The 21,423-nt window shown below is 59.1% G+C and carries 19 protein-coding genes; 8 read left to right on the top strand and 11 right to left on the bottom strand.

The features are described 5' to 3' along the window. Nucleotides 1-9: 9 nt before the first annotated feature. Nucleotides 10-456, bottom strand: a complete 447-nt coding sequence (locus AAF739_16700; protein ID MEM6384315.1) for a DUF4149 domain-containing protein — start codon at nt 454-456, stop codon at nt 10-12. Nucleotides 457-489: 33 nt separating this feature from the next. Beyond that, complete coding sequence (locus AAF739_16705; protein ID MEM6384316.1) at nt 490-942, bottom strand: GNAT family N-acetyltransferase; 453 nt, start codon at nt 940-942, stop codon at nt 490-492. Nucleotides 943-1,041: 99 nt separating this feature from the next. On the opposite strand from AAF739_16705, the gene AAF739_16710 reads away from it, so the two are divergent. Beyond that, nucleotides 1,042-1,695 carry a LysE family translocator gene (locus AAF739_16710; protein ID MEM6384317.1) on the top strand — a complete coding sequence of 218 codons (654 nt, stop codon included), beginning with the start codon at nt 1,042-1,044 and terminating at the stop codon, nt 1,693-1,695. 94 nt (nt 1,696-1,789) lie between these two features. Here the strand turns inward: AAF739_16710 and AAF739_16715 are convergent, their stop codons facing one another. The 3 genes from AAF739_16715 to AAF739_16725 all read right to left on the bottom strand — a co-directional run bounded on the left by AAF739_16715 (nt 1,790) and on the right by AAF739_16725 (nt 4,319). Next, nucleotides 1,790-2,359 carry a hypothetical protein gene (locus AAF739_16715; GenBank protein ID MEM6384318.1) on the bottom strand — a complete coding sequence of 190 codons (570 nt, stop codon included), beginning with the start codon at nt 2,357-2,359 and terminating at the stop codon, nt 1,790-1,792. 6 nt (nt 2,360-2,365) lie between these two features. Next, nucleotides 2,366-3,640 (bottom strand): 23S rRNA (adenine(2503)-C(2))-methyltransferase RlmN, encoded by a 1,275-nt coding sequence (gene rlmN, locus AAF739_16720; GenBank protein ID MEM6384319.1) that lies wholly within the window; start codon nt 3,638-3,640, stop codon nt 2,366-2,368. Between the two features lie 109 nt (nt 3,641-3,749). Further along, entirely contained in the window at nt 3,750-4,319 is a 570-nt protein-coding gene (locus AAF739_16725) for an invasion associated locus B family protein (protein MEM6384320.1), read from the bottom strand. A gap of 544 nt (nt 4,320-4,863) precedes the next feature. Between AAF739_16725 and AAF739_16730 the strand changes: the two genes are divergently transcribed. Continuing rightward, the gene (locus AAF739_16730) at nt 4,864-5,442 is read left to right on the top strand and encodes a sigma-70 family RNA polymerase sigma factor (GenBank protein ID MEM6384321.1); all 579 of its coding nucleotides are present in this window, start codon (nt 4,864-4,866) and stop codon (nt 5,440-5,442) included. 172 nt (nt 5,443-5,614) lie between these two features. On the opposite strand, the gene AAF739_16735 is transcribed toward AAF739_16730, so the two are convergent. Then, complete coding sequence (locus AAF739_16735; protein ID MEM6384322.1) at nt 5,615-5,824, bottom strand: DUF1674 domain-containing protein; 210 nt, start codon at nt 5,822-5,824, stop codon at nt 5,615-5,617. A gap of 144 nt (nt 5,825-5,968) precedes the next feature. Here AAF739_16735 and htpX point away from each other — a divergent pair, with 144 nt between their 5' ends. The 4 genes from htpX to purH all read left to right on the top strand — a co-directional run bounded on the left by htpX (nt 5,969) and on the right by purH (nt 11,984). Continuing rightward, complete coding sequence (gene htpX / locus AAF739_16740; protein MEM6384323.1) at nt 5,969-6,886, top strand: zinc metalloprotease HtpX; 918 nt, start codon at nt 5,969-5,971, stop codon at nt 6,884-6,886. Then, nucleotides 6,877-8,271 carry a transcription antitermination factor NusB gene (locus AAF739_16745; GenBank protein ID MEM6384324.1) on the top strand — a complete coding sequence of 465 codons (1,395 nt, stop codon included), beginning with the start codon at nt 6,877-6,879 and terminating at the stop codon, nt 8,269-8,271. The genes htpX and AAF739_16745 overlap by 10 nt, the downstream gene beginning before the upstream one ends. Before the next feature lie 191 nt (nt 8,272-8,462). Then, nucleotides 8,463-10,307 carry a heparinase II/III family protein gene (locus AAF739_16750; GenBank protein ID MEM6384325.1) on the top strand — a complete coding sequence of 615 codons (1,845 nt, stop codon included), beginning with the start codon at nt 8,463-8,465 and terminating at the stop codon, nt 10,305-10,307. Between the two features lie 78 nt (nt 10,308-10,385). After that, complete coding sequence (gene purH / locus AAF739_16755) at nt 10,386-11,984, top strand: bifunctional phosphoribosylaminoimidazolecarboxamide formyltransferase/IMP cyclohydrolase (GenBank protein MEM6384326.1); 1,599 nt, start codon at nt 10,386-10,388, stop codon at nt 11,982-11,984. A 19-nt stretch (nt 11,985-12,003) separates the two neighbouring features. On the opposite strand, the gene AAF739_16760 is transcribed toward purH, so the two are convergent. The 3 genes from AAF739_16760 to AAF739_16770 all read right to left on the bottom strand — a co-directional run bounded on the left by AAF739_16760 (nt 12,004) and on the right by AAF739_16770 (nt 18,993). Beyond that, nucleotides 12,004-12,717 (bottom strand): hypothetical protein, encoded by a 714-nt coding sequence (locus AAF739_16760; GenBank protein MEM6384327.1) that lies wholly within the window; start codon nt 12,715-12,717, stop codon nt 12,004-12,006. A gap of 74 nt (nt 12,718-12,791) precedes the next feature. Further along, the gene (locus AAF739_16765) at nt 12,792-14,177 is read right to left on the bottom strand and encodes an MFS transporter (protein MEM6384328.1); all 1,386 of its coding nucleotides are present in this window, start codon (nt 14,175-14,177) and stop codon (nt 12,792-12,794) included. Continuing rightward, nucleotides 14,164-18,993 (bottom strand): NAD-glutamate dehydrogenase, encoded by a 4,830-nt coding sequence (locus tag AAF739_16770; protein MEM6384329.1) that lies wholly within the window; start codon nt 18,991-18,993, stop codon nt 14,164-14,166. Before AAF739_16770 ends, AAF739_16765 begins: the two co-directional genes overlap by 14 nt. 212 nt (nt 18,994-19,205) lie before the next feature. Here AAF739_16770 and AAF739_16775 point away from each other — a divergent pair, with 212 nt between their 5' ends. Beyond that, a complete protein-coding gene (locus tag AAF739_16775) occupies nt 19,206-19,637 on the top strand; it encodes a metallopeptidase family protein (protein ID MEM6384330.1) in 432 nt (143 codons plus the stop codon). Nucleotides 19,638-19,646: 9 nt separating this feature from the next. Here AAF739_16775 and AAF739_16780 read toward each other — a convergent pair whose 3' ends face one another. Further along, complete coding sequence (locus AAF739_16780) at nt 19,647-19,955, bottom strand: AzlD domain-containing protein (protein ID MEM6384331.1); 309 nt, start codon at nt 19,953-19,955, stop codon at nt 19,647-19,649. After that, nucleotides 19,952-20,677, bottom strand: a complete 726-nt coding sequence (locus AAF739_16785) for an AzlC family ABC transporter permease (GenBank protein MEM6384332.1) — start codon at nt 20,675-20,677, stop codon at nt 19,952-19,954. The genes AAF739_16780 and AAF739_16785 overlap by 4 nt, the downstream gene beginning before the upstream one ends. A gap of 139 nt (nt 20,678-20,816) precedes the next feature. Between AAF739_16785 and leuD the strand changes: the two genes are divergently transcribed. Next, nucleotides 20,817-21,422 carry a 3-isopropylmalate dehydratase small subunit gene (gene leuD / locus AAF739_16790; GenBank protein MEM6384333.1) on the top strand — a complete coding sequence of 202 codons (606 nt, stop codon included), beginning with the start codon at nt 20,817-20,819 and terminating at the stop codon, nt 21,420-21,422. The last annotated feature ends 1 nt before the right edge of the window (nt 21,423 follow it).

A 21,423-nucleotide genomic window follows, 5' to 3' on the forward strand; every position in this document is an offset into this window, starting at 1 on the left:
GAACGATCATCAGGTGCGGCTGAGTGCCAGGAACCAAAACACGATCAACAGCATCAACAGCTGCAACATGTTCATGCGCACCGACCAGTGATGAAGCGCAATCGCCGCATCCTTGGAAACCGTCGATCCCCGCGCGGCATCGTCGTTGAGCGCATTTATCCGAGGCATCATGATCTGCCGCGCGAAAATAAATCCGCCCGCAATGACGACCAGGACGATTGCTGCCGTAATGTTGACCCCGAAAGCGGCGACCGCCGCCAAGCCGCTGAGAATAGCCAACACGAGATAGTAGACTGGAAACATGGCGCGAGTGACGTCTCGGGCAGGCAGCTTATCGAGAACGCTGTGCACGATTGGGGCGACCCCTGCAGCAAACAGGACCATCCCGCCTGCCGCCAGCGCGATGAAAAAGAGCGAAGCGTAGAAAGCAAGGTCTGTCACGAAGGGACTGGTCATCCGATTGGATCCTTTTGCGCCGAGTTTCGGGCTCTATAACGGGCGGCGATATTGGATAAAACCGGCATTATGCCCCACCGCATCGTACAAACGGCGCGCCGTCATGTTGCCTTCGTGCGTATGCCAATAGACGCGGGCAGCTCCCATCTCATCGGCTTGCTGGTAGACCGCCTCAATCAGCGCTCCGCCGATGCCGCGACCGCGGGCTTCCGGGCTGGTGAATAGGTCCTCCAGGTAGATGTACCAGCCCTCGGTCCATGTCGCGCGGTGTGCGACCATATGAACCAAACCAAGCGCCCGACCATCGCCGAACGCGCCCAATGCCTTGAGCGGTTCATCAGGGTCGTGAAACCGTTGCCAGGTGGTCGAGGTGACAGATGCCGGTATATCGGCGTCGTAGAATTCGAGATAGCCGTTCCAAAGCGGGAGCCACTGCTCATACTCGGACGATTCAAAAGGCCGAATAGCTGGCTGACTGTTGCGCATCACCGGTCTCCAAGACAACGAAGCAAATTGAGCGCTGGGTCGCTCTCAGGCGCCCGATTACGGGCTGGCTGAAACCGACATAAGCGGTTAGCGTCAGCCATGTTTGAGGTTCTACCCAGTTTCTTGCCCGCATTTCCAACGTTAGCGGCGTTTTCGCTCGCGGCTATTGCATTGACCCTGACACCCGGGCCGGACATGACCCTATTTTTGGGACAAACGGTCGCCAATGGTCGCATGGCCGGTTTCATGTCCATGGCAGGAGCGTCGTCGGGCATCATCGTACACTCGCTGGCGGCGGCCATCGGCTTATCCGCCCTGATCGCGACATCCCCGCAAGCGTTCGAAGTGCTTAAATGGGTTGGCGCAGCCTACCTCGCTTATCTGGCGTTCGACGTGCTGCGCAACGGCTCCGGGCTGACCAGCGATCATACCGCCCAAAGCGTTTCGCTGAGACGGGCTTACCTCAAAGGGCTGACGATCAATCTTCTAAACCCCAAGATCATCCTGTTCTTCGTGACCTTCCTGCCCCAGTTCGTATCACCCGGTGATCCCTATGCCTCCCAAAAGCTGATGTTTTTGGGGCTGTTTTTTCTCGTCATCGCAATACCGCTCACGGTACCGATGATCCTCGGCGCGGAACACATATCGCGTTTCCTAAGGGGCTCGCGGCGCGCGACACGCATCTTTGACTGGCTGTTTGCGAGCGTGATGGCCGGATTTGCGCTGAAACTGCTGGCGACCCAAGCGCGCTAGTCCTCGTTATACAGCTCCCTGGCACTTTGCTCGCCCTAACAGGCGGCCACGATGATCGGGCGCGCTCAGGTCTTTGTGGCCCCATGAAAGGTTCTCAATCTGCGTGCGTACCAGCATCCTCGTGGGAGCGCTGTTGGCTGACGTGATAGCGCCGTTCTCTAAAGTCCCCGGCTTTTCGACCCGCCAGCAGCCAGTAAACCGACCCGCCTACCGCCCCGGCCGCAGCCGCGATCATGACACGCGGATCGGCCAAAGCTGCCCCCTCGCCAAGAATGTCAGTGATCTCGTAGACGCCGATCGCCAGACCCGCGAGTGAGAAAACCAGGACGCTGCGCAGCGCGAAGCTCTCTGTAAGAATGATCAACGCGGCGAATGGAACAAGCACCTGAGCGGCGATTGCCAACGTCCCGAAGCCGAAGGCGCTGAGGAACGCCACCCCATAGGCGCTTTCCTGTTCCAGCCCTCGAAACATGGCAAATGTGCCCAGCGCACTCGCTGCAACAACAGCAACGACGAAGCTCAGCGAGCAGACGAAAAGGCGCAAAACAACAAGGGTGAACGAGACCCGACCCGACGCGTCGTTTGGGGCCTTGTCATAAGCGCCCGGGTGCCAAGCCTGCGGCGTTTTCCGGTGAGGCGTCGGCTGCTCGGGCGCGTCAGACATACCGCTTCAAGAACGTCCGCCGAACGGCGCGCTGTCGTTGGCATCGATTGTATTGCCAGCCATTGCGGCGGCCATCGCCCGCTTTTTCCAGGCTGGCAAACGCTCGGACTCTGATTTCAATTGGCCGCAGGCAGCAAGAATATCGCGGCCACGCGGCGTCCGAACCGGCGAAGCATACCCTGCACGGTTTACGACATCGGCGAAGCGCTCGATCTGATCCCAGTCCGAACACTCGTAGAACGTTCCCGGCCAGGGGTTGAAGGGGATCAGGTTGATCTTCGCTGGGATTCCCTTGAGCAGGCGCACCAGCTCTTTGGCGTCGGCCAGCGAATCGTTCACCCCCTTGAGCATGACGTATTCAAAGGTGATCCGCTTGGCGTTCGAAACGCCAGGATAGTTTCGGCAAGCGTTAAGCAGCTGTTCAATCGGGTACTTCTTATTCAGCGGAACCAATTCATTGCGCAGATCATCGCGCACCGCGTGAAGCGATATGGCAAGCATCACCCCAATCTCATCACCACACCGCTCGATCATGGGCACAACCCCAGACGTCGAAAGCGTGATGCGGCGTTTTGAGAGCGAAAGCCCCTCCCCATCCGAAGCGATGAGCAAGGCCTGTTTGACGTTCTCGAAATTGTAGAGCGGCTCACCCATTCCCATCATCACTATGTTGGAAACGGCTCGGCCACCGTGGCTTGGTGCCGTCATACCCGCTGGTGTTTCGCGCTCCGGCCAATCGCCCAAGCGGTCGCGGGCAACCACAATCTGAGCCAGGATTTCTGCCGATGAGAGATTGCGAACCAGCTTCTGCGTGCCGGTATGACAAAAGGTGCACGTCAAGGTGCAGCCAACCTGACTCGAAACGCACAATGTCCCGCGGTCGCTTTCCGGGATATAGACCGTTTCAACGTCAACCGGCGGGTCAGTCGCATCTTTGCCGCGAAACCGCATCAGCCACTTTGCCGTGCCATCCTTCGATATCTGCTCGGCAACGATCTCGGGCCGGGCAATGGAGTACGTGTCCGCCAGCGTGGTGCGCAGGTCCTTGGCGATATTGGTCATCGACGCGAAGTCATCGACCCCACGAACATACAACCAATTCCAAAGCTGACGAGCGCGCATCCGGCTTTGCTTGGGCGGCACCCCAAGCACCTCCATCGCGCGTGCCAGCTCAGACCGGTCAAGCCCGATCAGCGAGGGAGCAGCCGAAGCGGCAGGTACAGCATGAGCAGCGGCCGGCGAGATTGGTGTCGGCCCGGCAAGATCAAGCGTTGCGTCCATCAGCGCTATAAAATCCGACTATCGTTGGTAGAAGCGCGCTGCATAACGCAAAAACCGCCACCCAGCAACGCGCTGGACGGCGGCAAATTGAGAGTTCAGCACCTTCAGATTAGCTGGCGCACTCTGCCGCTGTCCGGTTTGAACCAGCAGTAACGCCCGATAGCGAGAAACCGTATGTCACGGCCGTGCCGCGTGAAGACGTCCCGGTAACGCGCATCGTCGAGCCGGCGCGCATCGCGGCCAAGAGCGCGTCACCTTGAGACGGGTCATTGATAAAGGCACGCGGACCTTGGGTTAGGAAAACAAAATTGCTTGAGCCAACCGAAACATTCACCTGGCTGCCTTCTCGAAACGAATAGCCGACAAGCAACAGTGGCTCTGCGTTGACGTTCGCTGCGGGACGTCGCGTCATGTAGAAAAACACATCGCCATGCCGGCTTTCGGGCATGGGATCATACGTCTGCGCCGGCGAGACAATGAAGCACGCCTTCGCCCCCTCGATCGTTACGTTGAACACATCCCAGTCCCGGGTTTGCTCAACAAACGTTGGACCCTGTGCTTGCGCGGGCGGTATCGCGAACGCAGCTGCGCAAAGCGCGAGAAACAAACCTCCAAACAGACGCAAGACGGTCTGGGAAAAATCGCGCTTTGTAGGTTGATCACGGAAATGCGTTGGCATTGGGGTACTCTTTCGAACACTGTTCACGTCTTGGTCGGCACGGCCGAAAACAGAAGATTGATGCATGGTGTGGTCGCTCCAAACGATTAACCAATCCTTGCGTGAGAGCTATAATTGTCATGCTCGAGCATTGACGATTTATCAGCCCTATTTTGCACCCAAGGTCGTTAAGTGCCGGTTAAGGAACGTAGCCAATCCCGGTTTCCGGCACAGAACCGCCCGACCGTTGTGGATAAGCGAAGTGGGGCAACAGTGTGGCCATGCGGCATTCCGACCTGTCACCAAGGCACGCCTGAGGCCTTGCTAACGGCGCCCGCGAACGGTACTTCTTGGCGTGAATATAAGAGTATTCTTGACCATTCGCGTAAAAACGGGCGAGAATGCACTTAAGTAGAATTCCATAACACCAAAGTGGACAGTGCGGGCTGGCCAGGATGGTGGCAGGGAGCGGAGAGCGCGGACCTGCCATTCATGGAACCTCGACGGGGGACGGCAGCCGGTGCACGACAATCAGAGCGTCATCAAGCAAAAAACGCCGATAACAATGCCGAACTTGGATGCCAATCAGCACGCCATGTGGTTGGAGGCGGTTGCACGCGACCGCGATCGGTCGGCTTTCACCAGCCTTTTTGATCACTACGGCCCAAGGATCAAAGCGTACCTGATACGGCTGGGTGCTGATTCGGCGATGGCCGAAGAGGTCACGCAGGACGTGATGGTTACGCTGTGGCGCAAGGCAGCCCTGTTCGACCGAAGCAAGAGTTCCGTCGCCACGTGGCTCTTTCGGATCGCACGCAACAGGCGCATCGATATGCTGCGCAGGCGGCGGGCCATCAACGTCGATGCCGAAAGCTTGATAATCGAAGATGAAAATCTACCCGACCCGAACGAGACCCTCGACGCGGAAACACGCCAGGAACGCATCCGCGTAGCTTTGAAAGAACTACCGCCGGAGCAGCTCAATCTGGTTCAGCTGGCTTTCTTTACCGAATTGTCGCACAGCCAAATTGCTGAGCAGACCGGACTGCCCCTAGGGACAGTAAAGTCGCGTATCCGCCTTGCTTTCGGCCGGTTGCGGCGAATTCTGGATGCCGACAACGCGGTCGATACCGCGCCTCATTAACAGCCTTCGGCTGGTGCACAGCTGAAGGCCGCAGCTCTTGGGCGTATCAATGCGGGTCCTGTAGACCCCGCCAACGCTGTCATCAGGCTTTCGCCATTAAGCGACTTGATAGAGTTTATCACGGAGCGATGGGAATAGTCTTGTGAAGCCGGAAGCTGACCGCGGCACGAGATCAGAAGTCGGCGGTTAAGCCTTTGATTTCCCAATCATCGTAGCGGACGGGATCAAGGCCGCCGCGACCGTCTATCTCTCTCGCAGCATCCGACCGCTTGGCATCGATAGCCTTGCGCCGCGCCTCGGCTTCTTGCTTGGCTCGTGCCGCAGCGCGTTTGCGTCGCTCGTCCGGAGATAGTTGGGTTTCGATCACGCTGTCTTTGCTCATCAGCACCAAGCAACCTTGTTGGCTGTCAATTCCTCAAACGGGAGGTAAGGCGTGCCCTTGGCAACGTCAAACTCTTGAGTGTTTTTGACGTCATCCCCATACATAGGCAATGCGCGCCACACTGGTGAAGGGACACAGAACACGATGAGCACGATGCGTACGGCGATGTTGCTGGCTGCGATGACCGCGCTTTTTATGGGCGTGGGCTTTATGCTGGGCGGAATGGGCGGCGCGCTGATAGCGTTGGTTATTGCCGCGGCGATGAACCTGTTCAGCTTCTGGAACGCGGACAAGATGGTCCTGCGGATGCACAATGCCCAACAGGTCGATGAACGAACCGCACCGCAATTGGTCGCGATGGTCCGACAGCTGGCCGATCACGCGCAGATGCCGATGCCAAAGGTGTACATTGTCAACACGCCACAACCCAACGCATTTGCTACCGGCCGAAACCCTGAAAACGCTGCGGTGGCTGCGACCACGGGGCTGCTCGAAAACTTGACGCAGGAAGAGGTCGTCGGCGTGATGGCGCACGAATTGGCCCATATCAAGCACCGCGACACGCTGACAATGACGGTCACAGCCACCTTAGCTGGGGCAATCTCCATGCTCGGCAACTTCGCTTTGTTTTTTGGCAATAATCGCAACAACCCACTCGGGATTGTGGGCGTTCTCGTGGCGATGCTCGTCGCGCCCTTTGCGGCCATGCTTGTGCAGATGGCGATCAGCCGTACGCGCGAATATGAAGCCGATCGCCTTGCGGCAGAGATGTGTGGGCGTCCGGACTGGCTGGCCTCTGCCCTTGCCCGGATCGGCGGTTTGGGAGCTGTGCGCTATGAGACCGCAGAACGAAACCCTGGGACGGCACACCTGTTCATCTCAAATCCACTGAGTGGTCAACGCATGGCGGGGCTGTTCTCAACCCATCCGCCGATGAATGAACGCATTCGCCGCCTGAACGAACTTGGCCAGAGCTGGGGTGATGATCCATTCGTCATCCAAGGCCAGGAAACAGGCCGTGGGCGCCAAACGAGGACGCAAAGCGACGGGCCTTGGGGCTGAGTCCGACGGCGCGCCAACAAAACAAAGAGCGCGGGCCCCTCGCTTCGGGTTGGCCGACGCGACATGCCGCTGGTGCACTGATCTACACCGCGACGGTGGAGAAGTCGTCGCTTGAAGGGCACAGTGCCTTGCAGGGACTGTCAGAAGCGGATGCAGCCTTCGCAAGCGCCATTGCGCTTTCAGCTTTCCGCCGATTACCGACCATCGACCGAGCGATCCAGGCTTGCCTGGCCAAGCCGCTGCCGCCGGGTGCAGGTCGGCTCATGGCAATCTTGCGTACGATGGCAGCGCAGCTTCTGCTGCTCGACACCGAGCCCTACGCAGCGGTCAACTGCGCCGTGGATGATGCCAGAAGCTACCGCGAAACCTTGCCCTTTGCTGCGCTCGTCAACGCCGTCGGACGGCGCATGGCCAAAGACACACAGAGCCTGTTGGCGGACGCTCCGGACCATGATCTTCCGGCCTGGCTCGCCAAGCGATGGGTGCGCGCCTACGGAGCCGATGCATTTGGCGCAATCGCTGAGCAAGCGCGGCAACGGCCGGGACTGGACCTCACAGTCGCCGAGCCCGCCGAACGACCGCAGCTTGAAGCAGCACTTGCCGCATCCAAACCGCTCGCCATTGGGCCTTCGACTATCCGCCTTGAGACCGCACATTCGGCGATCAATCAGCTGCCGGGCTACGCTGATGGACAATGGTGGGTACAAGATCTGGCAGCTAGCCTACCAGCTCTGTTGCTTCTTGACGCCACCAACAAGGCCAAAGCACAGACACAAGCGTCGCCACAGCTGCGCCTTGTTGATGCCTGCGCCGCCCCGGGCGGAAAGACAGCGCAGCTGGCGATAAGCGGAGCCTCAGTAACCGCTATCGATAGCAGCGATCAACGCATGCAGCGGCTGAACGGTAACATGCAGCGCCTTGGCCTCAACGTGGACTGTGTGATCTCGGACGCTCGCGCGTTTTCCCCGAAAGAGCTTTTCGACGGCGCGCTTATCGATGCGCCCTGCACTGCTACCGGCACAATTCGGCGACACCCGGAGATAGGGCCAAGCCGCTCAACAAAGGATATTCGACGCTTGGCCGCCCTCCAGTCCGAATTGCTTGCGAACGCAAGACACTGGCTGAAACCGGGTGGCGTCCTTACCTATGCGACATGTTCGTTGGAGCCCGAAGAGGGAGAGCACCAGATCGCGGCGTTCTTGCAGGACAATGATGGCTGGGAGCTGATCGACTTGCCCCAATGGGCACGAGAGTTTTCCTCAAGCTCCAACCCCGCCTACCTAAGAACACTACCTGGCCAAGCGGGAGTGACCGAAGATGGACGTCAATGGCGCGGCTTGGACGGTTTTTTCTGCGCTTGTCTTCACAAACCGGTGGATTACTAAGACGGATAACACAAAAGGCGGAGCGCGCTGGATGCATTGAAAAGCTCAACACGGTTAACCTTGCGGCAATAATGTCTAACGCTGCCGAGGAGAATTCGATATTAATCGTGTTAGTTTGTGCTTAACGACGCGTACGTCATGTGCCGCAGTCCCAAGCATTTAGTTGTGTGATGTCACCCTTGGGAAGTCAAATGGCTCCGCTTAACGCCTCAACGGCAATTGGCGCCTACCCAGCCACCCATATGCGCCGCTTTGCAGCGGGGCTGTCCTCTATGCTGACCAACACCTGGTCAGCAAACCGTGCCATGTTCGAGATGGTGCCGCGGGACATGCGCACCGCCGACCCAACGCGCGGCGCCGAACTTGCCGAGGGGTACGTCGCGCTTGGCGATGCGTCTATCGAGCTTGATGGACGGAACCTGTTCGACGTTGCACCGCCGACCGAAAAGTTTGCTGAGCTGCTTCATGGTTTTGCATGGCTCCGCCATATGCGCGCCCATGGGCACCCCAGCACGAAGCTGTTGGCCCGAACGTTTGTCCTGCAATGGGTGGCCAAACGCGCCGATCATCCACGGATTGCCTTTGAACCAACGGTTTGCGCTCGCCGCGCTCTGAGCATGACCAATCAGGCCGCCTATTTGCTCGATGACGCGGATACCAACGACTACCGCGCAATCATGGAATCCATTCTCGCGGACATCCGGTTAGCGTTCATCAATCGGGGGCTGATCGCTGATCCGACCGAAAGGTGCATGATCGCGCTTGCATGCACAGCCGTGGCGCATGCTCTGTCCGGCCACAAGCCCCTGCAACGCAAAACAATCGGTGTCCTCGACCGCGCGCTGCGCGAGGCCTTCAATTCAGACGGTGGACCTGTCAGCCGTAGGCCGACCGATCTTGCGCAACTGCTGGCCGAAATGTTGTCCCTGCGCGCGCTGTTGGAAGCAAGGGCGTTTGCAACTCCAAAACGTCTGGAAGATGCAATCGCCGACGCCATGCGGACCATGCGCATGCTTCGTCACCCCAATGGGAGCCTTGCACGCTTTCAAGGTGCGAGCGACTTGACCCACCTCGCTCGCGGACTGGTAGCATCGATCACGACCTACGACACCGAACGCGGCGAATTGCCGACCCTCATCAAGGATACCGGCTACTGCCGGCTCGAAGCGGGACCATCGGTGCTTCTTTTTGATTGTGGATCGCCCCCGCCTGTCAACGCTGGCGCACGCGCGCACGCATCTTGCCTGGCTTTGGAATGGAGTGTCGGACCGGAGAAAATCCTGACCAACAGTCCGCCACCTTGGTACGGCCGCTTTCTCAGCCCGCTCGACCATCGCCGCACGGTGGCCCACAGCACCGTTTCGGTCGACGGTCGTTCATCTGCGCAGTTCGCGACGCCTGAGATCGACAGTCCGCTTCTGCCCGCAGGCCTCACGGTTTCCTATGAGCTCACAGATGCTGATGACGGAAAGACAATCCTTGCAAAGCATACGGGCTACAGGAAACGCTACAATCTCGATCACGAACGTAAGCTGATCCTAGCCCGGGAAGGCCGGCAACTCAGGGGGGTCGATCGGCTCCTGCTCAAAACAGGCACGCCGGCAAAGACATCGCGAACGCCCTACACCCTGCATTTTCATTTCGAACCCGGCCTGCGCATCAAGATGATCGACGATCAGACGTGCCGAATTCGGACGGCCATGCGGATGATCGAGTTTACCGTCGACCAGGGACTGTTACGTCTGGATGACGTCAATGAAGATCGCGCCTACCGGGGACCGGCCCGTTCCATCGAACTGTCCGTGACGTCGACGCCAGCGGAGATTGCCGAAATAAGATGGTCGTTCACGGTGCTTGATGAGCACGATGACACGTTGATTTCGCAGACCGAGACTGAGCCGACGGACTCATCGGACCAGGAACCAGCGCCCGGGGCTGCTCCAGATGACGATGGATCGCCAGACGAAGCCCTCGACGATGACTTGGAGGCTCGCGAAGATGGTGATCCACAAGATGAAGGGCTGAAAGACAAATAGCCCGTTCGCCTCACTGGAAAAACCCGCAAGGAGCGTGTTAGCGCCTGTCGCAGACCCACCCCTTGCACAGTGATCGAGATGTCTGACGCTTCCGAACTCCGACCCGTCCGACGCGCGCTTTTGTCGGTATTCGATAAACAGGGCATCGTCTCTTTTGCCCGCACCCTTGCAGCCCTCAACATCGAAATTCTGTCAACCGGTGGGACGGCCAGTCTACTGATGGAGAACGGCGTTCCGGTTCTCGATGTGTCCGAGGTCACAGGCTTTCCTGAAATCATGGGCGGGCGCGTCAAAACCTTGCACCCGAAGGTCCATGGCGGATTGCTCGGGGTACGGGGCGATGCCGACCACCAGAAGGCGATGGATGAGCATCTGATCGGTCCGATCGATCTGCTTGCGGTCAACCTTTACCCATTTGAGCAGACCGTTGCTTCGGGCGCGTCGGCAAGCGACGTCATCGAGAACATCGATATTGGCGGCCCTGCTATGATCCGGGCAGCGGCGAAAAATCACCGCGACGTTGTGGTGGTCACCGACCCATCTGACTACGCGACCATCGTGGATCAATTGACCGGCCCTGATAAGGCGACGTCTCTGTCGTTTCGAGAAAACCTGGCCCGTAAGGCGTTCGGGCGGACAGCGCAGTATGATGCTGCTGTCGCCTCATGGTTTGGCAGAGATGAGCCGGACAATCTTGAAGAAAGGTTCGCGGCTGGCGGCGAAAAAGCGCTCGACATGCGCTATGGGGAAAATCCGCACCAAAAGGCTGCCCTGTACCTGAACGGAGAGACCCGCCCCGGCGTGGCACGGGCTGATCAAGTCCAGGGCAAAGCGTTGTCTTTCAACAACATCAACGATGCCGATGCCGCCTTCGAATTAGTCAGCTCGTTCGACGCCGGTGAGACAGCGGCGGTTGCGATCATCAAACACGCCAACCCATGCGGCGTGGCAAGGGCTCGGGACCTGAAAACCGCCTATGAACGGGCTTTGCTTTGCGACCCGGTTTCTGCCTTCGGTGGGATCGTTGCACTTAATCGGGATCTCGATGCCGAGACCGCCGAGGCTCTGACCGCAATCTTCACCGAAGTCATCATCGCGCCGGGCGCAAGCGAAGCAGCGCGGTCCATCATCGCAAAAAAGAAGAATCTGCGCCTCCTCCTGACCGATGCACTAGCGGATCCCCGATCAGCTGGTCTTCTTATCCGCAGCGTCGCCGGCGGTTATCTGGTCCAGTCGCGCGACGGGCTGGAGGTTGCTGATCTCGACTTGAAGGTTGTCACCGAACGGGCACCCACCGATACCGAACTTGCCGATCTGCGGTTTGCCTTCACCGTCGCCAAGCACGTTAAGTCCAACGCGATCGTTTATGCCAGGGACGGCGCAACCGTTGGGATTGGGGCCGGGCAGATGAACCGGCGCGATTCATCGCGTATCGCCGCAGCAAAAGCTAGTGAAGCCGCTGAGCTTGCGGGGCTAGATCGGTCGCTGGCGGACGGATCAGTCGTCGCGTCAGATGCCTTCTTCCCGTTCGCAGATGGCCTGCTGGCGGCCGCCGAAGCAGGCGCGACCGCGGTTATCCAACCTGGCGGGTCCATTCGCGATGACGAGGTGATCGCGGCTGCCAATGAAGCGGGCCTTGCGATGGTCTTTACCCGGGCGCGCCACTTCAGGCACTGAATTGCATCGCGGTCGGATGCTACCGCTCCTTCGGCGCGTTCGCCTGCAGCGGCAGCGGGTCGTCCGAATTCACGACTTCCAGTTCACGAAGTTCTGCATGGGTCATGTACAACATATCCGCAGGCGGCACTTCGAGCGACATATCGATGAACCCAGCGCTCACGCCCATATCCAACGCGTAGACCTTGATCAGGGCGCTGACGGCTTCATCCCCCGGCCTTTCAACGACCCGCTCATCTGGCTCGAGGTGACCGGGGAAGAAGCGGTGGATCCCGAGCACATCGTCTTCCGCAAACCGCTTGAGCCCGCCAAGAAAGGCGTAGCTGCAAGCGGAGGCACAATCACCAAGCCGCAGACTGTAGCCGCCGCGCGGCATGCGTTGGGCGCGCGCAACTTGTGTGTTGAACCCAAACCGGCGAAACTCGCGCCCTAGCCTAACACCGGCAAGCACATCACCGCCTGGAGAATGCAGCATGACCGTCAGGTTGCCGGCATCCAGATGATGGCTGCGAACGAACTGGCGGAATTGAGCTGCAGTGTAAGGTTCGATGTCACCACTCGCACGGATGTAAACGCATTCATCACATTCGCGATCGTTTGTGATCAGAGCGAAGCGCATCGGCTGGCCGTCAAGTTGGGCAAGCGCTGATGGCGCGCCCAATAGCCCCGTCGCGACAAGCAGCATGCACCCGGCGACAAGCAATCGACCTGACTGGTACAGAGCATTCAGCAAGCGAGCCCTCCCATTCTGAGTGAAATGTCAATCAATCGGCTGAAAAGCGCAAGCCCGTGCCGACTGCACCTCGCTCACCGTGGCGACGAGGGGGCCCGAACGGTCGCAAGCACCAACCCGCCAACGATGAAGAACAAGACAAGGATCGACACCCCTGCGCGTTGATCGAGCGTGAGTGCGGTGATTGTCGCCACGGCCCAAGGACCGATAAAGCTGGTGACTTTTCCCGAAAGGGCAAACAAGCCAAACGTCCGCGCTCTCGCGTCCGGCGGCGCAAGGCGCGCGAGCAGAGCGCGGGACGATGCCTGCAGCGGCCCTGCAGCTGCACCCATCAAGCCGCCAAGAAGCAAGTAAACCTGCTCGGGAGGCGTCGCGAACAGACCGTCCGCAGGGGCTACAGGAAAGACAAAAAACAAGCGATCCGCGCTTAACGAGACCACCGCAATGCTTGCGAACGTCAGAACGGCGAGCGCGGTCAGAATGATGGGCTTGGCTCCGAGGCGATCTTCAAGCGACCCGCCGATCAGAGCGCCCGCTGTCCCAGTTATTGTCAACAGGATGCCGAATAAACCGACCTCGGTTGTCGACCATCCGAAGACGCCGGTCCCATAGATGCCACCGAAAGCAAACAGTGCGATGAGCCCATCAGCATAAATCATATGGGCGATCAGAAAACGCAGCAGCGGCTGGTCGCCGCGCAGCTCTTTCAGCCCTCGTCTCAGATCAGCCAGACCGTGCGCCACGGCTTCCGAGGCAGAGCGCAAGGATCGCGCCTGATCTGGCGTGAAAAGCAACAGCGGCAGCACAAGCACAGCAAACCAGAGCGCCGTGAATGGTCCTACCGCCCGGTCCCCTTCACGCTCCGCTGGATCGAGCCCAAACAGAGGCTCCAGACCGAACAAGGTTCGGCCGGTCTCTGCAGAGGCCACCATGAAGCCGATTGCGATGACGATCGTGACGATCGCAGCGGCGTAGCCTGCCGCCCAGCCATGAGCGGACAAGCGCCCAAGCCGGTCTGGCGGAACGAGGCGCGGCATCATCGCGTTGTTGAACACCCCGGCCATTTCAGCGGCGATGGTGCCGATGGCAAACAGCGCAAGGGCCAAAGGCAGAGCGTAGCTGGCACCCGGCTGGGCGAACCATAGGCTGCACGCGCACACCATCATGATGACGCCCAGCATCACGATCCATGGTTTGCGGGGTCCGGCAGCGTCGGCGATTGAGCCCAAAACGGGCGACAGGAAAGCGATGGCGAGCCCTGCGGCGCCGGTCGCAAAACCCCACGCCGCCTGTCCTTGGGCAGGTGTCGCGGCGAGAGCAGACACGACATAAGGTCCGAACACGAACGTGGTGACGAGCGTGAACCACGGCTGCATCGCCGCGTCATACAAAATCCAACCCGCCAAACCCTTGCGATCGGCGTAGAACGCCGCAGAACCGGAAAGGTCAGACGAGGTCATCCAGCAGACCGCCAGCGACTGCGAGCATCGACACCGTCAACTCATCGCTGTCGACAATTGCCCAGATCGCTTTCGCTGCCCTTTTGACCTTTGCTTCCCGCGCCGAACGCCATGCATCAATCCCACCTTCCTGGGTCAGCACATCAATCGTCAGTCGCCGCCGTGCCGAGGCCAGCGACTGCCGCGCCTGGTCGAGGGCAAGTGCGTCGTAATAATCGCTGACCTGAAGTTCGCGCGCTGCCGCATCGAGCTTGCCCAGGCCAAAGATCGCGCCCAGCTCAAAGTAGGCGGCCGCGACCGTCTGCGGATCGAGATCGCACGCATCGCGCACCAAAATCATATCGGGAAGAACCGCATAAACCGACATGGCCGCCAAACGATCAGCCAGAGTATCGGGAACGCCCTGCTCGATCAGCCTCTGGGTATCGCTGGCGATACGCTCAGCGACCGGCTGCGCCATCGTCGCGGGCAATACGGGGGCAAAGGCGTCAATGCCTTGGCGATAGTGGGCGACGACATCCGCAAGGCCTTGCTTGAAGTCCACGTTTGTCAAAAACCAGCCAATCCGGTCGATGACCAACCGCTGCGCAGTGGCGTAAAGCTCCAATTGCAAAGCGCCCTCGATTTTTGCGTCAAGCGCGTCAATCTCTTCGTTCAGATCGGTCAATTGGTACGCGTCTCGAACGATCGCAAACGCACACGCTATGTCGGCCTTCGACGCACCGGTCGTATCCGAGATGATCTGGATGAGCGTCGCTCCACCCCGGTTGATCATCGAGTTGGCCAACTGCGTGGCGATGATTTCGCGCCGCAACCGATGGCCCTCAATTTCCGCCTCATACGGCTCATGCATTGGCTTAGGGAAATACCGGTAAAGCTCGCGGCCGAGATAGGCGTCATCGGGCACGTCGCTTTCAAGCAGCGACGAGAACAGGTCGATTTTTGCGTAAGCCAACAACACCGCCAGTTCCGACCGTCTAAGCGCCTGACCTTTGTCCTTTCGTTCTTGCAGTGCGACCGCGTCAGGCAAGAACTCAACTTGCCGATCGAGCAAGCCGTTGCCTTCGAACGTTTCCATCAGGCGAACCTGATAACCGAAGTCCGTGTCGGCCTTGGCCTCGGTCAGGGAGATGGACAGGGTCTGCAGGTAGTTGTTGCGCAAGACAAGCGCTGCGACTTCATCCGTCATCTCGACGAGCAACGTATTTCGCGCTTCACGCGTTAGCTTGCCGGCGGCCTCCGCCCCGCCAAGAGCGATCTTGATGTTCACCTCGAGGTCCGACGAATTGACCCCTGCCGAGTTATCTATAGCGTCAGTGTTCAGCCGAACACCGTGCAGACCCGCTTCGATACGCGCCTTTTGGGTGATGCCTAGGTTGGCGCCCTCCCCGATCGCCTTGACGCGGAGCTGCGGCGCGTTGATCCGGATAGCATCGTTGGCACGATCACCGGCATCCAAATCGCTTTCGTCACTTGCCTTGATGTAGGTGCCGATACCCCCGAACCACAAAAGATCTGCCTGTGCCTTCATGATTGCGGTCATCAGCTCATTGGGCGTGACGGACGCGTGATCGATATCGAGCACCGCCCTTGCTTGGCTGGATAGCGCGATCGATTTTGACGAACGCGGGTAGATGCCACCGCCCTGGGACAGCAGATTGGTGTCGTAGTCTTGCCAGCTTGAGCGCCCAAGATCGAAGAGCCGTTGCCGTTCCTTGAAGCTGGTTTTCGGATCGGGTTCAGGATCGAGGAAGATATCCCTGTGGTCGAAGGCTGCGATCAGTTTGATCGCGGGCGACAGCAGCATACCATTGCCGAACACGTCGCCCGACATGTCGCCGACGCCAACAACCGTGAACGGCTCACTTTGAATATCGACATCCATCTCACGGAAGTGCCGCTTAACCGCTTCCCAGCCGCCCCGGGCGGTGATGCCCATCTTTTTGTGGTCATAGCCTTGCGAGCCGCCTGAGGCGAAGGCGTCGCCCATCCAGAAGCCGCGAGCTTCTGAGATCGCGTTCGCGGTGTCCGAGAACGTCGCCGTGCCCTTGTCGGCCGCGACCACTAGGTAAGGATCATCACCATCGATGCGCACAACCGTGTCAGGTGGCTCGATACCTTCCAATGTCAGATTATCGGTCACGTCGAGAAGCGACGAGATAAAGATCTTGTAGGCTTCGGTGCCTTCCTTGAACCACGCATCCCGATCCTCGCGGGGAGGCAGTTGTTTTGGAACAAAGCCGCCCTTGGCGCCAAACGGTACGATGACCGCGTTCTTGACCTGCTGCGCTTTTGCCAAGCCCAGTACCTCAGTGCGGAAATCTTGCGGGCGATCGGACCAGCGCAGCCCGCCGCGCGCGATCATACCGCCGCGCAGATGGACCCCTTCAACGCGTGGGCTGTATACTGAAATTTCGCGCACTGGCCGGGGTTCCGGCAAGCCATCGACATTCCTCGAATCGATCTTGAAGGCGAACGTCGGTTTGTCCTTGCCATCTGGCCCAGGCTGGAAAAAGTTCGTGCGCAAGATCGATTGGATGAGGTTAAGAAACCGGCGCAGAATCGTGTCTTCATCGAGGCTCGAGACCTCGTCGAGGGCCATGCGGATAACGGCACTGATCTTTTCAGACTGTTGGTCTCGCTCGGTCTCTGTCCGGTTTGGGTCAAGCCGCGCATGAAACAGGTCAACCAGTCCGACAGTGATCGCCTCGTGCTTGATAAGCGTGGTCCAGACGTAATCAGCTGAGAAAGCGAGACGGGCTTGCCGCAAGTAGCGCGCAAGCGCACGCATCATCGCGACATCGCGCCAGCCCAGGTTCGCCGAGGCAATCAGCGTGTTGAACCCGTCATTTTCGGCGTGTCCCTGCCAGACGGCAAGGAACCCCGCCTTGAGCGGTTCAGACAATGTCTCCAGATCGATCGCTTCGCCATTGGCGCGCTCGAGCAGGATATCGTGGATCCACACCGGCTCAGCGTCCCGGCGCTCCACCCTGTAGGTGCGCTCGTTGATGGCCCGGAAACCCATCGCTTCAATGATCGGCATGCGATCCGACAAGGCGATCGGTTTGCCGACATGATACAGCTTCAGATCAAGTTGTTTGCCGTTCGATTCGGCCCGCGATCGGAAGGCAAGCTCAAGGCCTCGTCCCTCACCCAAGCTTTCCATCGCCAGCGCATCATCAAGCGCCGCTTCGCCGGTAAACGCCTCCCGGTAGGCACCCGTGAACGCGTCCGCATAACGCGTCAGCAGGAGCCCCGCGCGGACTGTATCCTGGCTCGAGCGCACTGCGGAGCGGAAGGTGTCCGCCCACGTCCGCACGATATCGGAAACCCCGCTTTCGAGGGCTGACTGCTCCAGCTGCGGTGTATCGCCCACCGAACGCCCTAAAATAAAGTGGACGCGGGCCAGAGGTCCTTCAGGATAGGCGACATACCAGGCGGAAACCCTTGCATCGTACTGTTCGGCCAGCCAGTCGCCGATGCGAATGCGCATGGAGGTCGAGTAGCGTTCGCGGGGGACGAACACGAGGACCGACACGAACCGGTGGAACTTATCGGTCCTCGATAACACCCGGATGCGCGGCCGTTCACCCAACTGAAGGATCGCAGACGCAAATCTGTGAAGCGTCTCGATATCGAGCTGAAAGAGCTCATCGCGTGGATAGCTTTCAAGAACGTTGGCAAGCGCGCGGCCGGAATGGCTGTCGGGATCGTAGCCCGACCGTTCCATGACCTGCTCGGTCTTCCGGCGGAGATAGGGGATGTTTCTCGTTGAACGGGTGTAGGCGGTCGCTGAAAACAGACCGACGATCCGCAGCTCACCGAACAAGCGGCCATCGTCGGTATAGGTCTTCAGCCCGATATAATCCATGTGGGTACGCCGATGAACGCGGCTGCGCACATTCGCCTTGGTAACCAGCAAGGGCTCCGGCCGGCGCAGAAAATCAAGAAGCTCTGGCGTGTGGGTCACAAACTGTTCGCCCTTGCGCAGAACCATTAAATCTGGATTGGACAGCAGACCCAGCCCGATATCTTCGGTGCGCTCGAGCGCACCGCCCTCGCCATCATCTATGAACTTGTAGTCCCGCATCCCAAGGAACGTGAAGTTATCGTCGAGCACCCAATCGATGAATTGGATACCCTCGGCGAGCTCATCGACAGGCAGCGCGGGGGGGTCGTTCTTGTACCCCATGACGACCTGCTCGATCCGAGCGCGCATTGGCTTCCAATCGCGCACGGCAACCCGCACATCGGACAGCACCGCCTCAATGCCAGCTTCGAGTGTGTCACGATCAGACACCGAGTCCATTTGATTGACATGGAACAGGATGACGCTTTCGCGGATTGCGCCGTCATCATTGTGCGGTCGCTTGTGCCCAAACACATCGGTCAGGTGGCCACGCTCATCGCGCGCAACCCAAAGCACCGGATGCAGAACCAGGCGCAAATCCACGCTCACCGACTGCAACTCAGCCATAACGGAATCGACAAGGAACGGCATGTTGTCGTTGACAATTTCAACGACCGAAACCTCCGCCAAGGCGCCGTCCGCGCTCATCGCCTGCGGATTGTACACACGAACGAACGCTTCACCGGCCCGTCGCGTCGCGATCCGTTCGTACGCCTGCTCCGCGATCCGCGCCAGCTCTGGCGCCGCATAGCCGACCAGATCCTCGGCCGCACCGTCTTTGAATAGGGCAATGGCGAAGCGGCACAAGGCGTCCGATTGCTCAACTGTCCCCGCCAACAGCTTGACGGCTGCTTCAATCAGCTTGCGCTTTTGCACCTCAAGTGAGGTACCTGAATCGTGACCCATGCCTTTTGCCCCCGCCGCGAGCCCACTTGGTTTGTGGGTCTGAATTTGTTTGTCAGCCAACTATTGACGATTGGCTGGGACATGTCGAGGAAGCGTTAATCTTGCGCAGCGTATGCCAGACCCTTAGAACGCTAAGGCCAAAGGCTGGGTACTTTGTATGGAGCGGCAGTCGGGAGTTTTGAGGCGGGCTCCCAGTTGTGAAAGCGTAGCGCATGGGCCAGAAAATCCCTGACTTTCCCACAACGCGGTGGGCCGACGCCCTGGCACCGTCGCTCGACGACATGGAGCTCATGGCAATCGACGCGCTCAAAGGGCTGCCAGAACCGTTTGGAAGCCTTGCGGAGCGCGTGACCATTCGGATGGCGGACTTCCCCGAGCCAGAGGTGTTGGCTGAACTTGAGCTGGAATCCCCTTTTGAAATCCTGGGGTTGTTTTACGGCGAAGGGCTGTCCGACGGCGGCGGCACGTTGGAGACCGGCCGGATGGACAACGCAATCTGGCTCTACAGGCGGCCGATCCTCGATTATTGGGCCGAGCATGAAGAAACGCTCGGTGCGGTTGTCCGCCATGTGTTTATTCACGAGCTGGGCCACCATTTCGGGTTGTCCGATGACGACATGGACCGGATCGAGGCCAGCGCGTAGAAGCCGAGCTCAGGCGGCAAGATAGGTCCAGCCAGCGGCCAATAGCATAGCGCAAACCATCGCAACGACAGGCTTGCGCGTCACGAGCATGGCAATCACGGCCACCCCGACTGCAACCAGCTCACGGCCACCTTCTCGCGCAAGGAAACTCACGACGATTGCCGCCAAAACGGACGACGACATAGCCTCAAGGAAGCGGGTCAGTCTTGGTGAGATAGCGACGATCCGCATGACTGCAGCCCCGCCAACCCGCGTTGCCAAGGTCACAGCCGCCAATAGGAAAATAGCCGCGTAGGCGGAGATCGGATCGACGCTCACGACGCTGGGGAACCTTTGGCATCCGAAGGGCCAAAGGCCCCCACAAGCCCGCCCACAATTGCCGCTGCGATAACGTTCCAGCCCGTGGGCAATATGGGCATCGTGACAGCCGCCACGATGCACGCTGCGGCGACAGGGATAGCTGCACGAAAACTTCCGACAGTATTGACCGTCAAAGCCGCGAAAAACGCCGCCATCACAACGTCAACACCAAACCGATCAAGGTTGCCGAGTATGGAACCGGCGAACACCCCAAAAGCGGTTGCGACGGCCCACACAGCCCACAAGATGAAGCCTCCGCCCAACAGTTGCCCCGCGTCGCGCTCGCCATCTTTGATTGCCTGGTAGCAATCGGCGAAGTTTGCGTCGGACAACCAAACCAAGGCGCCGAACCAGTGTTTGCCCCGCAGTGTGTTGACGTATGGGCCCATGGCAGCACCAAGAATGATGTGTCGGGCGTTCACGGCAAGCACAACCAGAACCAGCGAGAGCCATGGTAGCGGCACGCCCCAAAGATCGAGTGCGGCGAACTGTGCAGCACCGGAAAACATCAGAACGCTCATCACAATCGCCTGGTCGGGGGTGAGACCAAACTCCACCGCCGCAACGCCGAATGCGACCCCAAACGGGATGATGAAGATGCTCAGCGGCATCAGACTGAACACGCCACGGCGAAATCCGACCTGCGTAAACGTCATTTGAAAGCGATCATTGGCTGCCATGGTCGCGCCCTCGCAGAGACGAGCCGAACCGTCAAGGTACCAACGTCGAGCCGGCGCCACGCCCCTGCTTGTCGGGCTAGAGAGGAGTTGATAGATCACCAGCCACGCCCTTGCACAGCTGATCCCAAACGGACGTTTTATGGATAAGTTCACAACACTGACTTCTGTCGCGGCACCGATGCCAGTGATCAATGTCGATACCGATATGATCATTCCCAAGCAGTTCCTGAAAACGATCAAACGGACGGGCCTTGGTAAGAGCCTGTTCTACGAAATGCGCTTCAACGAGGACGGTTCGGAAAACCCGGAATTCGTGCTCAACAAGCCAGCCTACCGCAACGCCAACATCCTTGTCGCGGGCGACAATTTCGGCTGCGGGTCTTCGCGCGAGCATGCGCCATGGGCGCTTCTCGATTTCGGTATCCGCTGTGTGATCTCAACAAGCTTCGCGGACATCTTTTATAACAACTGCTTCAAGAACGGTATTTTGCCAGTCGTCGTCAGTCCGTCTGAGCTCGATGCGCTAATGGACGACGCCCAGCGCGGGCAGAATGCGACCCTGACCGTTGATCTGGAAAGTCAGACAATCACAGGCCCGGATGGCGGAACGATCGCATTTGAAATCGATCCTTTCCGCAAGCATTGCCTGATGAACGGTTTGGACGATATCGGACTGACACTTGAGAAAGGCCAGCACATCGATACGTTCGAGACCGGTATGCAATCAGCGCGTCCGTGGGTCTGAT

The sequence above is a fragment of the Pseudomonadota bacterium genome (assembly GCA_039024915.1).
GTDB lineage: Bacteria > Pseudomonadota > Alphaproteobacteria > Rhizobiales > MH13 > MH13.